Annotated in this window: 12 protein-coding genes; 8 read left to right on the top strand and 4 right to left on the bottom strand. The window is 51.3% G+C overall.

The window, feature by feature from the left end:
- Window positions 1-7 precede the first annotated feature (7 nt).
- From aceE to ampD, 3 genes are all read right to left on the bottom strand, one after another.
- Window positions 8-2,671, bottom strand: coding sequence for a pyruvate dehydrogenase (acetyl-transferring), homodimeric type (gene aceE / locus ACXAD4_RS01895; protein WP_475238261.1), 2,664 nt, complete (start codon window positions 2,669-2,671; stop codon window positions 8-10).
- Between the two features lie 82 nt (window positions 2,672-2,753).
- Window positions 2,754-3,527, bottom strand: coding sequence for a pyruvate dehydrogenase complex transcriptional repressor PdhR (pdhR, locus tag ACXAD4_RS01890; protein WP_107300054.1), 774 nt, complete (start codon window positions 3,525-3,527; stop codon window positions 2,754-2,756).
- A 314-nt stretch (window positions 3,528-3,841) separates the two neighbouring features.
- On the bottom strand, window positions 3,842-4,396 hold the full coding sequence (gene ampD / locus ACXAD4_RS01885) for a 1,6-anhydro-N-acetylmuramyl-L-alanine amidase AmpD (RefSeq protein WP_475238258.1): 555 nt from the start codon (window positions 4,394-4,396) through the stop codon (window positions 3,842-3,844).
- A 323-nt stretch (window positions 4,397-4,719) separates the two neighbouring features.
- Here ampD and nadC point away from each other — a divergent pair, with 323 nt between their 5' ends.
- From nadC to yacG, 8 genes are all read left to right on the top strand, one after another.
- On the top strand, window positions 4,720-5,607 hold the full coding sequence (gene nadC, locus ACXAD4_RS01880; RefSeq protein WP_475242687.1) for a carboxylating nicotinate-nucleotide diphosphorylase: 888 nt from the start codon (window positions 4,720-4,722) through the stop codon (window positions 5,605-5,607).
- A gap of 378 nt (window positions 5,608-5,985) precedes the next feature.
- Entirely contained in the window at window positions 5,986-6,486 is a 501-nt protein-coding gene (locus ACXAD4_RS01875; protein WP_475238256.1) for a pilin, read from the top strand.
- A 3-nt stretch (window positions 6,487-6,489) separates the two neighbouring features.
- Window positions 6,490-8,190 carry a type IV-A pilus assembly ATPase PilB gene (pilB, locus tag ACXAD4_RS01870; protein ID WP_475238254.1) on the top strand — a complete coding sequence of 567 codons (1,701 nt, stop codon included), beginning with the start codon at window positions 6,490-6,492 and terminating at the stop codon, window positions 8,188-8,190.
- A 50-nt stretch (window positions 8,191-8,240) separates the two neighbouring features.
- Window positions 8,241-9,461 carry a type II secretion system F family protein gene (locus tag ACXAD4_RS01865; RefSeq protein WP_475238252.1) on the top strand — a complete coding sequence of 407 codons (1,221 nt, stop codon included), beginning with the start codon at window positions 8,241-8,243 and terminating at the stop codon, window positions 9,459-9,461.
- 295 nt (window positions 9,462-9,756) lie between these two features.
- A complete protein-coding gene (locus ACXAD4_RS01860; RefSeq protein ID WP_475238250.1) occupies window positions 9,757-10,626 on the top strand; it encodes a prepilin peptidase in 870 nt (289 codons plus the stop codon).
- Window positions 10,627-10,629: 3 nt separating this feature from the next.
- The gene (gene coaE / locus ACXAD4_RS01855) at window positions 10,630-11,250 is read left to right on the top strand and encodes a dephospho-CoA kinase (protein ID WP_475238247.1); all 621 of its coding nucleotides are present in this window, start codon (window positions 10,630-10,632) and stop codon (window positions 11,248-11,250) included.
- 19 nt (window positions 11,251-11,269) lie between these two features.
- Entirely contained in the window at window positions 11,270-12,007 is a 738-nt protein-coding gene (zapD, locus tag ACXAD4_RS01850; protein ID WP_475238244.1) for a cell division protein ZapD, read from the top strand.
- A gap of 8 nt (window positions 12,008-12,015) precedes the next feature.
- Complete coding sequence (gene yacG, locus ACXAD4_RS01845; RefSeq protein ID WP_039459319.1) at window positions 12,016-12,234, top strand: DNA gyrase inhibitor YacG; 219 nt, start codon at window positions 12,016-12,018, stop codon at window positions 12,232-12,234.
- Between the two features lie 142 nt (window positions 12,235-12,376).
- Here the strand turns inward: yacG and mutT are convergent, their stop codons facing one another.
- The gene (mutT, locus tag ACXAD4_RS01840) at window positions 12,377-12,775 is read right to left on the bottom strand and encodes an 8-oxo-dGTP diphosphatase MutT (RefSeq protein ID WP_475238240.1); all 399 of its coding nucleotides are present in this window, start codon (window positions 12,773-12,775) and stop codon (window positions 12,377-12,379) included.
- Between the last annotated feature and the right edge of the window lie 67 nt (window positions 12,776-12,842).

The following is a 12,842-nucleotide window of genomic DNA, read 5'->3' as shown; positions in this document are numbered from 1 at the left end:
TTGCCTCTTACGCGTATAGCGGGTTGATCTTGTCAGCGTCGATGTCGAACTTCGCGATTGCTTCAGCAATTACAGATTTCTCAACATCACCACGCTTAGCCAGTTCAGTCAGTGCAGCAACAACTACGTAGCCAGCGTTAACTTCGAAGTGGCGGCGTAGGTTCGCACGGCTGTCAGAGCGGCCGAAACCGTCAGTACCAAGTACTTTGAAAGACTCAGAAGGCATGAACGCGCGAACTTGTTCTGCGTAGTTCTTCATGTAGTCAGTTGCAGCGATTGCAGGCTCAGTGCCCATAACCTGTGCGATGTACGGTACTTTCGCTTCAGCTTCTGGGTGAAGCATGTTGAAGCGCTCTACGTCTTGACCTTCACGGGTTAGTTCGTTGAAAGACGTCACAGAGTAGATGTCAGAAGCGATACCGTAGTCGTCGCTTAGGATCTGTGCTGCTTTACGAACTTCGTTCATGATTGTGCCCGAGCTCATTAGCTGAACTTTAGACTTATCACCCGCGTAAGATTCTAGCTTGTAGATACCCTTACGGATGCCTTCTTCAGCGCCTTCTGGCATTGCTGGCATCGCGTAGTTTTCGTTCATTACCGTTAGGTAGTAGAACACGTTCTCTTGCTCGCCGTACATGCGACGGATACCGTCTTGCATGATCACAGCAACTTCGTAAGCGAACGTTGGGTCGTAAGAGATACAGTTAGGAACAGTGTTAGCCATGATGTGGCTGTGACCGTCTTCGTGCTGTAGACCTTCGCCGTTCAGGGTAGTACGACCTGCTGTCGCACCTAGTAGGAAACCACGTGCCTGCTGGTCACCTGCCATCCACGCCATGTCGCCCACACGCTGGAAGCCGAACATTGAGTAGTAGATGTAGAACGGGATCATTGGAAGATCGTTGGTGCTGTATGACGTTGCCGCAGCAACCCATGAAGACATTGCACCTAGCTCGTTGATACCTTCCTGTAGTACCTGGCCCGAAGTTGCTTCTTTGTAGTAAGAAACGATGTCACGGTCCTGCGGGGTGTACTGCTGGCCGTGCGGGTTGTAGATACCGATTTGACGGAACAGACCTTCCATACCGAAAGTACGTGCTTCGTCAGCAATGATAGGAACGATGTTCTTACCAATGTTCTTGTTCTTAAGTAGAACGTTTAGCGCACGAACGAATGCCATTGTTGTAGAGATGTCACGCTTCTGCTCTTCTAGCAGCGGCTTGAACTCTTCAACTTCAGGGATCACTAGTTCTTCAGTGAAGTTTGGCAGACGCTGTGGCGTGTAGCCGTGAAGTGCGTTACGACGAGCGTGTAGGTACTCGTGCTCTTTCGAACCTTCTTCCAGTTTCAGGTAAGGCAGGTTCTTCACTTCTTCGTCAGATACTAGGTCTTGTAGGCCTAGGCGGTCACGCAGGTGCATAACAGAAGACATATCCATCTTCTTAACCTGGTGCGCAATGTTCTTACCTTCAGCTGCTTCACCCATGCCGTAACCTTTAACAGTCTTAGCCAGGATAACAGTTGGACGGTCTTTGGTTTCTGCCGCGTTCTTGTATGCCGCGAACAGCTTAGATGACTCATGACCACCACGCTTAAGCGCGAAGATTTCGTCGTCAGTCATGTCTGCAACTAGTGCAGCTGTTTCTGGGTATTTACCGAAGAAGTGCTCACGTACGTAAGCGCCGTCTTTCGACTTGAATGTCTGGTAGTCACCGTCGATAGTCTCGTTCATAAGCTGAAGCAGCTTACCAGAGGTGTCTTTCGCCAGTAGAGAATCCCAGTTGTTACCCCAGATAACTTTAACCACATTCCAGCCAGCACCTTTAAATAGGCCTTCTAGCTCTTGGATGATCTTGCCGTTACCCATTACCGGGCCGTCAAGACGCTGTAGGTTACAGTTGATTAGGAAGCATAGGTTGTCCAGTTTCTCACGCGCAGCGAAAGAAATAGCACCACGTGATTCTGGCTCATCCATCTCACCGTCACCCAGGAACGCGTATACGCGCTGCTCTTTGGTATCTTTCAGGCCACGGCCGTCTAGGTACTTAAGGAAACGTGCTTGGTAGATAGCAGAGATTGGACCCAGACCCATAGATACGGTCGGGAACTGCCAGAACTCAGGCATTAGTTTAGGGTGCGGGTATGAAGGGATACCTTTACCATCTACTTCCTGACGGAAGTTGTCTAGCTGCTCTTCAGTCAGACGACCTTCAACGAATGCACGAGAGTAGATACCAGGGGCAATGTGGCCTTGGTAATAAACTAGGTCACCACCGTCCTTCTCGTTCGGAGCACGGAAGAAGTGGTTGAAACACGTCTCGTAAAACGCAGCAGCAGACTGGAATGAAGCCATGTGACCGCCAAGCTCTAGGTCTTTCTTAGAGCCGCGCAGTACGATCATAGCTGCGTTCCAACGGATGATCGCGCGGATACGGCGCTCAAGCGTTGTGTCACCAGGGTAAGCTGGTTCTTGATCTGATGGGATGGTGTTGATGTAGTTGGTAGTGATACCGGTTGGCATATCTACGCCATCAAGACGAGCCTTGTCCAGTACTTGCTCAAGTAGGTACTGGGCGCGTTCTACACCTTCTTCACGAACGACTGACTCAAGGGCTGCTAGCCACTCTTGAGTTTCCAGTGCGTCCACGTCATTTTTCATGACTTCAGACATGCGATCTATCCTTTCGTTGATAATCTACAAAACTAACAATGTCGCGACTGTTTACTAGTGCCCTCGGCTTATATGAGGGGTACTAATCCAGCCCGTCCTTGCGTTGTTGAATGCGTCGAAGAGAGCGTTCTCGTCTACTGTCTTCACGCGATAAATCCAACAAGGTTTCCTCGATATAAGCCAAATGTGCATGCGATGCTTCGCGGGCCTGTACGGGCTCACCCGAAACAATCGCCTGGACAATGTTGGCTCGATGATTGCGCACCTTTTCCACCACTTCTGGGCGACGGTTCAGGAGCTCAAAGTTTTGTAATACGTTTTGCTCCAGCAGAGGGGCAAGGCTGCGGATGATATGGAGCAATACCACGTTGTGAGCGGACTCGGTCACCGCTATTAGGTATTGCATCACGGCGGCGGCTTCGGCCGGCAAATCACCTTGCTGCTGGGCGTCCTGTATACGTGAATGGCAGTCACGGATACGGGTAAAATCTTCTTCGTTGCCGCGAAGGGCGGCGTAGTAGGCAGCCAGGCCCTCAAGGGCGTGGCGTGACTCCAGTAAATCTAGCTGGGTCTCTGGGTGGGCGGATAGGAGTTCCAACAATGGCTCGGAAAAGCTCTGCCATAGCTTTTCGGTCACAAAGGTACCGCCACCCTGGCGGCGCGTGAGCAGTTTTTTTGCTTCTAGGCGCTGGATAGCTTCACGGACAGACGGGCGAGAAACATCGAATTGCTTGGCAAGCTCACGCTCAGGCGGCAGCTGCTGACCCGGGGATAGGATTCCCTCGAGGATCAGATGCTCCAGTTCCTGCTCGATAGCATCGGAGAGCTTGGGTTGGCGGATTCGTTTATAAGTCATTCGTTATTCGTTCTTGGTTGTACTTATACGTTTCAAGGTAGTCCGGAATGCGGATAATTGGTATTACCAATTTAACTATGGAAGGAAAGTTTACAGAAATAATTGAGGATGTCTACCGACAACTTGATTGAAATCATAGAATGAGGGGTGATTTAACAAAAATTTCAAATTATGAAAACTTGTTAAAACATGACAAACACTAGTAGTCAACAGGGGTTAGGGCAATGTTTGACGAGAAAACAACCAATGGTCAGACCAATTATTTGTTACATTTTCTCGCCAGTTTTCCCATCAGCAGTCGCCCTGATTGGCGATTACTTGAGCAATATTGAAGACTTATAGGCAAGCCAATCAAATGCTAAGCCCGGGTCGGTTTTGCGACCGGGGGCGATGAACTCATGGCCGGTGATCCGGCTGGCTTCCATGCGGGGGTAGTTTTCAAGCAGCACCCGGGTGAGTACGGCAAGGGTATCGTACTGGGCTTGGGTATATGGCAGGGTGTCCGTTCCTTCCAGTTCAATTCCGATCGAATAGTCATTGCACTTGTCACGGCCTGCAAATGTCGACACACCCGCATGCCAAGCCCGACAGTCAAACGGAACAAACTGGATAATATCGCCATTTCGCCTGATTAGACAGTGAGCCGAGACTCGAAAACCGGAAATTAACTCGAAATAGGGATGTTCGTCAGGTTTTAGGGTGCCGGTAAATAGCTGTTCGATATACGGCCCACCGAACTGGCCCGGCGGCAAGCTGATATTATGTACAACTAGCAGCGATATATCGTCACTATCCGGCCTGGCATCATGAAATGGCGAAGGCACATGCTTGATCCCTTCCAGCCAGTGGTCTTGGTTAATTGTTAACATTTTATTGAGATCCTAGAGGCGAGATCCTGGTTCCTAGAGAGGTCCTTGGTCCTTGGTCCTTGGTCCTTGGTCCTTGGTCCGTAAAGCATTTACTGATCGTGATTATACGTCAAGCTCCTCGCTCTTATTTATTGCCCTTCCTACTTTTCCTAGGAACTGCACCTCCTAGGTCCTAGCACCATCTTTCCCCGCTTTTCCCAGGAACTAGGAACTCGCACCTAGGATCTCGCCCCACATCGCGGTATCATCTGCGCCAGAAAACACAAGGGCACTCCCCGCCCCTCTTCAGCAGCTAACCTTGCTACGGATTTGTCATGACTCAAATGGAAAAGAAGCACGACAGCGAATCGCGCTTGAATTACCTTAAACAGCAGCTTCCCCTCGAAATTACCCGCGCCGTTGCCGACACCCTGCGTGAAGACCTCGGTGGCGAGATAGATGCCAGCCGCGATGTGACGGCCGGCTTGATCCCGGCGGATGCCCAAGGGGTCGCCACTATCATCACTCGCGAGCACGGTATTTTCTGCGGCCAGATGTGGGCCGAGGAAGTGTTCCGCCAGCTTGGCGGTGAAGTCAGCATTGAGTGGCATGTTCAAGACGGCGACAAGGTCGAGCCGAACCAGACCCTATGCACCCTGCGTGGCCCATCTCGCATTCTGCTGACCGGCGAGCGTAACGCAATGAACTTCATCCAGACCCTGTCAGGCTGTGCCACCACAGTAGCCGAGTACGCCAAGCAGTTGGAAGGGACGGATTGCCGCCTGCTGGATACCCGCAAGACGATTCCGGGCCTTCGCAGCGCACTAAAATATGCCGTAACCTGCGGCGGCGGCTACAACCACCGTATCGGTGTGTTCGATGCCTACCTGATCAAGGAAAACCACATCATCGCCTGCGGCGGTATCGAGCAAGCGATCAGCACCGCCAAGCAACTCAACCCGGGCAAACCAGTGGAAGTGGAAACCGAGTCACTGGAAGAGCTACAACAAGCCATCGATGCCGGTGCCGACATCATCATGCTCGATAACTTCACCACCGACATGATGCGCGAAGCCGTCAAAATCAACGCAGGCCGCGCAGCGCTGGAGAACTCCGGCAACGTAACGCTAGAAACCATCCGCGAGTTTGCCCAAACCGGTGTCGATTACATCTCCGTTGGTGCGCTGACCAAGCATCTCAAGGCAATGGATTTGTCCATGCGTTTCAAATAAGCGGTTTAAGTAACTCAGGCTAGAGGCAAGTGGCTATTGGCGCTCGGCGTCGTACTACCGGACTTAGTATGAAGTCCTTGCCTCTGGCTTAACGTTTATTTAATAGGCTCTAATCTCACCTTCAGCTTCCATTGCCCCTTCTCCCTTCCTTGATATTTTGCTCACTTTCTCGGCGGCTGTAAGCTCTTCTCCACTCGCCTAGCGCCAATAGCCCCTAGCTACATTCCTTCTCGCAAAACTCTCTGCAACAACTGTAAGTCTTTGATCATTTTTTCAAAGTATTTCCAGCAACTCCTCGCCACCATTAAAACCCGTTGCATATCAGGCGTATGCTGAACCCACAGAAAAATCATGGCAACAAAAACAAGGACAACAACAATGAAAGGACAAAAAGGCTTTACGCTGATTGAGTTGATGATAGTGGTGGCGATTATTGGCGTACTGGCAGCATTTGCAATGCCCGCTTACCAAAACTATACCAAGCGAGCCCATGCCACAGAAATGTTGAATGCTACTACAGCAATGAAAACAGCTGTAGGTGTCTGCCTATTAAATGGAAACATTTCTGTTTCATCAGGGGGAAACACCATTGACTGTACAAGCGGAAATAATGGAGTTCCAACAACACAAACTTTCGATAAAGGGGATGGGGATAAGTTCCAAATAGCCTCAACAGTTACGGCAACAATTAATAACACAGGTGTTGTGTCAGTTGTTGATGGTACCTTTGTTTTAGCGGATATTCCTGCCAATAGTACTAAAGGACCATTACCAATAGATGCTGAAATTAGAGTAACTCCTAAGTCAGATTCCAGTGGTGTTGTATGGAAGATTACTTGTGACGGCACAGGAAAAGAAGACTTCTGTCCTAAGAGCTAATCAATGCACACCAACCTCGCTTCAATTCTGCACCAGGCTGAGCTGATCAGCCCGGTGCAGCTGCAACAGGTGATTGATCAGGTACAGGCAGAGAAACTGTCTGTACCTGCGGCGTTAATTGGCCTCGGGATCATGACCAGTCAGGATTTAGCCCGCCAGCTGGAAATCATTTTTGCCGTCGCGCTAGTTGACGCCCACCAATATGACTATGCTGAATGCTGCAAGAGCCTTAACCTGCGTGATTTGATCTTGCGTCACCGGGTGCTGCCATTAAGTGCTACCGACAACACCCTGTTTATCGGCTTGGCTGATCCCACCTACCTTGATGCCCTCGACGAGTTTCGATTTGCCACTGGCAAGCATGTCGAACCGATGTTGCTCGAATACAAGCAGCTCGAAGCGGCAATCCGCAGAGTCTACGGTAGCGAGCTCAAAGGGACTGAGCAACATGCACCGCAGCGCGGGATCAGCGAAACCGAGCTGACTGAACTGGTTGAGCTCAGTGATGGCGAGCTGGTTGATGAAACTACAGATCTCAGCAACGACAATGCGCCGGTAACTCGTTATATCAACCAAACCCTACTTGATGCCCTGCGCAAACAAGCTTCAGATATCCATTTCGAGCCTTACGAGAAACACTACCGGATCCGCTTTCGCTGCGACGGCATTTTGCACCAGTATGCGACGCCTCCGGCTAATCTATCCCGTCGCTTGTCTACCCGTCTCAAGGTGATGTCGCGGCTCAATATTGCCGAGCGGCGAGTTCCGCAGGATGGCCGGATCAAACTCAAGCTCTCCGATACCGTATCGATTGATCTTCGGGTATCGACCCTGCCAACCATGTGGGGCGAGAAAATCGTATTACGGATCCTCGATGGTAGTAGCAGCAAGTTAGATATCGACCACCTCGGTTATAACGAGGGTCAAAAACAAGCCTACCTTGATGCATTAAACCAGCCGCAAGGGATGATCCTGATGACCGGACCAACCGGAAGCGGCAAAACTGTTTCGCTCTATTCGGGGCTGAAAATTCTCAATACCGAAGCACGCAACATTTCGACCGCCGAAGATCCAATTGAGATCAACTTACCGGGGATCAACCAGGTCCAGATCAACCCAACCACAAGGCTTGGTTTTGCCGAGGCGCTCAGGGCTTTTCTGCGTCAGGATCCGGATGTGGTGATGGTGGGGGAGATCCGCGATCTCGAAACCGGCGGTATTGCGGTTAAAGCAGCACAAACCGGTCACTTGGTGCTATCAACCCTGCATACTAACTCAGCGGCAGAAACTATTACTCGCCTGACCAATATGGGGATCGAGGATTTCAATTTGGCGTCATCGCTTAGCCTGATCATCGCCCAGCGCCTTGCCAGACGGCTATGTCACCTTTGCAAAGAACCGGACGATCTCGACCCGTTACTGCGCGCAAAACTAGATATCCCAACCGATGCCGAGCTGTTCAAAGCCAGTTCGAATGGTTGCGATGACTGCAACAAAGGCTATCTGGGGCGGGTCGGCATTTATGAAGTTATGCCCTTCTCAAGGCCGCTGTCACAAGCACTGATGCAAGGTGCCAGTACCTTGGAGCTGGAAGATATTGCCTGCCAGCATGGCATGATCACCCTTAAACAAGCCGGAGTCGAAAAACTCTGCCAAGGCACAACCAGCCTCGCTGAACTACAACGTGTCCTGCATTTCGCTTGAACACGCTCTCGAAAAATAAGAATCACGTCTAGCAACATAAGGAACTCCCCATGGCCAAGGACAGAAAAATACGTTACTACCGCTGGCGTGGGATCAACCCGACCGGAAGACGCTTGTCAGGTGTAATGCTAGGCTTTCAAGAGCAAGAAATTCGCGCCAAGCTTAGCGAGCAGCAGATCATCGTCAAGAAAATCAAGCGCCACCAGCCTTCAACGTTGAGCAAACGCAGAAACCAACTCAAGGCCGCCGATATCACCGCCATTACCCGCCAGCTTGCCACTATGGTCAACTCCGGCGTCCCGGTGGTACAGGCACTCAAGCTGATTTCCACCAGCCACCATAAGGCCGAAGGACGGGCGACCCTTGCGATGATCACCACTCAGGTCGAAGCTGGTTCAACCCTATCCCGCGCGATGCATACCAGCTCACCGCTGTTCGATGATTTCTATTGCGATCTTGTTGCGACCGGTGAGCAGACCGGCCACTTGGCCGAGGCATTCAACCGCCTTGCCACTTACCGTGAAAAAAGCGAAGCCATGCGCAAGAAAATGGTCAAGGCGATGATTTACCCGACCATGGTGACTCTGACAGCCATTATCGTCACTGTGATGATGCTTATTTTCGTGATCCCGCAGTTTGCCAATATCTTCAAAAGCTTTGGTGCTGATCTACCATGGTTTACCCAGCGGATCATCGACACTTCGAACCTCATGTTCAGCCACGGCCCCTACCTCGCACTAGGCTTGTTGCTGGCGATCATCTTTGCCATTACCGCCTATCGTAAATCAGACAAACACAAGCTGCGGGTGCACCGCTTCCTGCTGGTGATCCCCATAATGGGGCCCATCATGCGCAAAGCTGCCATCGCCCGTTTTGCCCGTACCCTTGCTACCACTTTCTCGTCGGGGATCCCGCTGCTGACCGGATTGGAAGCGGCCGGAAGAACGGCGGGCAACCGCTTTATCGAGCAAGCCATACAAGGCGCCCACGGCAATACCGCTGCCGGCATGCCATTGAACTTGGCCCTGCGCCATAGTGAGGTATTTCCCGAGCTGATGCTGCAAATGGTGATGATCGGCGAAGAGTCCGGGTCTATCGATGACATGCTCAACAAAATTGCCATCACCTACGAGGATGATGTCGACAACACCGTCGATAACCTCGGCAAAATTCTCGAACCGCTGATCATCCTGTTCCTCGGCGGCCTGATCGGCGGTTTGCTGATCGCCATGTATATGCCGGTGTTTAAGTTGATGAGTGTGGTTGGGTAGAAGTAAGGTGCGAGATCCTGGATCCTAGCTCCTGGGAATTGGGAATTGGGAATTGGGAATTGGGAATTGGGAATTGGGAATTGGGAATTGGGAATTGGGAATTGGGAATTGCAGAACATTCCAATAGGTTTGGATTTAATTTCAATCTCTTAAGTCTTTTTCGCTTTTCTTTTTCCTAGGATCCAGAGCCATTTCCTCCCAGAACCCGCTTCTGCCAGCATCAAAGAACTAGGTTCTAGGATCTAGGCTCTCTTTCCCCTACAATATCCCCATTGAGTTATATGAGAGTTTTTTCATGACGCTGCTGTCTGTGTACCCTTGGTTATTTCCTGTTTTTGCTGCAATTTTCGGATTGCTAGTAGGTAGCTTCCTCAACGTGGTGATCTACCGACTGCCTATTATGATGGAACGCCAATGGAGAGCCGACTGCATCGAGTATTTCCCTGAACTGGACCAACAGACAGACACCGGTACCTTCAACCTCAGCATTCCGCGTTCGCGCTGCCCGCATTGCCAGCATCAAATCAGCATGTGGGATAACATTCCGGTGATCAGCTGGCTGCTACTCAAAGGTCAATGCCGCAACTGCAAGGCAAAAATCAGTGCGCGCTATCCGGCAATCGAAGCCTTTACCGCCGTGATCAGTGCCACTATCGCTTTCACCCTTCCGGCTTCAACCTGGTCTTTTGCGGTGATCCTATTCAGTTTTGCCCTGATCGCCCTGACCTTTATCGATATCGACAAAATGCTGCTGCCGGATCAAATCACCCTGCCACTGATGTGGGCGGGTTTGATGCTATCGCTGCTGGGGATCTCCCCTGTCAGCCTTCAAGATGCCGTTATCGGTGCCATGGCCGGTTACCTTTCTTTATGGAGTTTATACTGGGCTTTCAAACTGCTGACCGGCAAGGAAGGCATGGGCTATGGCGACTTCAAACTCCTAGCTGCGCTGGGTGCATGGCTGGGCTGGCAGCTACTGCCGTTTGTAGTACTGCTTTCCTCTCTGGTCGGGGCTATCTGCGGTATTATCATGATGCGCCGCCAGCAAACAGACGGCCAGCAGCCGTTTTCTTTCGGCCCTTACCTAGCCATTGCCGGCTGGGTGGCCATGTTATGGGGTGAGCTTTTGCTCAACTGGTACCTAACTGCTTATCTGGGGCTGTAAACTATGTCTTTAGTAATTGGATTAACTGGCGGGATCGGCAGTGGTAAAACCACGGTTGCCAACTTGTTTGCCGCCCAGCAGATCGAGATCATCGATGCCGATATCGTGGCCCGTGAAGTGGTCGAGCCCGGTAGTGCAGGTTTGCAAGCCATTGTTGAGAAACTGGGTTCTGACATCTTGCTGACAGATGGCACGCTTAATCGCAGTAAGCTGCGTGAAGCCATCTTCAGTGATAATCAATTAAAAGAATGGCTTAACCAATTATTGCACCCGATGATCAGGGAGAAAATGCAGCAAGATATTGCCGCCGCCCAATCACCGTATTGCTTGCTGGTTGTGCCGCTTATGGTGGAAAATAACCTACAGGCAATGACTGATCGCCTGTTGGTGGTCGATGTCGATGAAGAGATCCAAATCGCCCGAACCCAGCAGCGAGACAATGTTCCAGCCGAACAGGTTCGTAGCATCCTGGCGTCTCAGGCCAGCCGTGAACAACGCCTTGCTGCTGCCGATGATGTGATTTGCAATAATGGCAATGGTGACAACCTTGAGCAGCAAGTTACCAAACTGCACCAAGAATACCTGGCGCTGAGCCGCCAGCAGAACAACACACCGCAGTGCTAACTAATTTGGGTAGGTTGATATGCAAACAAATCGCTTTGAACACCCGCTAAACGAGAAGGTACGGATTTACCTTCGCCTCGAATATTTGATCCGTCAGATGCAGCATGCCAGCGAGCTGACGGATCCGTGGCAGCATCAGCTATTCTTCCGCGCTCTGTTTGATTTGCTGGAAATTCTTGATCAGATCCAGCTCAAGTCTGAGCTCGCCAAGGATCTGGAAAAGCAACGTGGCCGCCTCAAGCAATGGCTTAATATCGAAGGGGTTGATCAAACTGCCCTACTAGGCCTTCTCGATCAATTAGAGTTAGCCCAGCACCAGCTGCTAACTTCCAATCGCCTTGGTCAGGCCCTGCGTGAAGACCGCTTCCTCGGCGGGATCAAACAACGCCTGTCGATCCCTGGCGGCAGCTGCTGCTTTGACCTACCAGCCCTGCACCACTGGCTGCACCTGCCACTGGCCCACAAGCAAAATGATCTGACCAACTGGCTCTCGCAAATCAAAGAGCTGAGTGTTGCGCTCAACCTATGGCTCAAGCTGGTAAGGGAAACCGGCCAGTTCCAAGATCAGGTGGCTCGCGGGGGGTTCTTCCAGCATGAAGCGGAAGAAGCCAGTTTGATTAGGCTCGAGATTTGCCCCAGCCATGGTGTCTACCCTATGATATCAGGGCACCGCAGCCGGTTTGCCATCCGCTTCATGCCATTTGAAGAAGGCGCCGGTATTGCCGAGACGATAGAATTTAAACTAGCGATTTGCTGAGGTAACTAGTGACGCAATCCAACACGCCAACCACACCGATCACTGTGGTGAAATGCCCGACCTGCCAGACCGACGTTGTTTGGGGTGAGCAGAGTCCATTCCGTCCGTTCTGCTGCAAGCGCTGCCAGCTGATTGATCTGGGTGAGTGGGCCGAAGAAGAGAAGGCGATCCCGGGCGCACCGGATATGTCGGACTCCGACGGCTGGTCGGAAGATATGGGATACTAAGAATCGATCCTATGGCGCTGTGGCCCTATGGTATTCAAACGCTATAGGTCCACAGAACCACAGAACCACAGAACCACAGAACCACAGAGCCACAGAACCACAGAACCACAGAACCACAGAACCACAGAACCACAGAACCAGTTTATAGGCTCATCAGCTTTTCTAGCACTACCTCATTCGCCTCTGGGAATGCGTAGTTGGTTAGTTCTTCCAGACGCACCCACTCGCTTGGCTGGCCTTCTTTACCATAAGCCTTGCCCTCGAAAGCGCGTACCAAAAAGAAATCAAACTTCAGCGACTTCTCTGGGTAGTCGTGCTCCAGTGCCATAAAGTGTTCCAGCTCTGTTGCCTGAATACCTACTTCCTCGTGAAGCTCCCTGATCACTGCCTGTTCGGCCGTTTCGCCAACTTCGACCTTGCCCCCGGCAAACTCCCAAAAGCCGCCCTTGTGCGCCTTGGCAGCGCGCTGGGTAATAAAAACCTTGTCCTGCTCGGCATTGAGGATGATCCCCGCCGAAATCCACACTTGTTTCTTTTCCAAAGCTGTTCCTTTCTCTTTCGTTGTCTGCTGAGCAGATCTCTTCTTTAAGCAAATACCCGGTGCTTGA

The organism is Photobacterium sp. AWH4_225 (genome assembly GCF_056158405.1).
This window is presented reverse-complemented; position numbering and strand designations above follow the sequence as displayed.

Bases quoted from the DNA above. Each gene is read 5' to 3' on its own strand.
- nadC (WP_475242687.1), top strand. From the start codon at position 4,720: ATGGAAAAGAAGCACGACAGCGAATCGCGCTTGAATTACCTTAAACAG.
- pilB (WP_475238254.1), top strand. From the start codon at position 6,490: ATGCACACCAACCTCGCTTCAATTCTGCACCAGGCTGAGCTGATCAGC.
- zapD (WP_475238244.1), top strand. From the start codon at position 11,270: ATGCAAACAAATCGCTTTGAACACCCGCTAAACGAGAAGGTACGGATT.
- ACXAD4_RS01875 (WP_475238256.1), top strand. From the start codon at position 5,986: ATGAAAGGACAAAAAGGCTTTACGCTGATTGAGTTGATGATAGTGGTG.
- ampD (WP_475238258.1), bottom strand. From the start codon at position 4,396: ATGTTAACAATTAACCAAGACCACTGGCTGGAAGGGATCAAGCATGTG.
- pdhR (WP_107300054.1), bottom strand. From the start codon at position 3,527: ATGACTTATAAACGAATCCGCCAACCCAAGCTCTCCGATGCTATCGAG.
- aceE (WP_475238261.1), bottom strand. From the start codon at position 2,671: ATGTCTGAAGTCATGAAAAATGACGTGGACGCACTGGAAACTCAAGAG.
- ACXAD4_RS01865 (WP_475238252.1), top strand. From the start codon at position 8,241: ATGGCCAAGGACAGAAAAATACGTTACTACCGCTGGCGTGGGATCAAC.
- coaE (WP_475238247.1), top strand. From the start codon at position 10,630: ATGTCTTTAGTAATTGGATTAACTGGCGGGATCGGCAGTGGTAAAACC.
- ACXAD4_RS01860 (WP_475238250.1), top strand. From the start codon at position 9,757: ATGACGCTGCTGTCTGTGTACCCTTGGTTATTTCCTGTTTTTGCTGCA.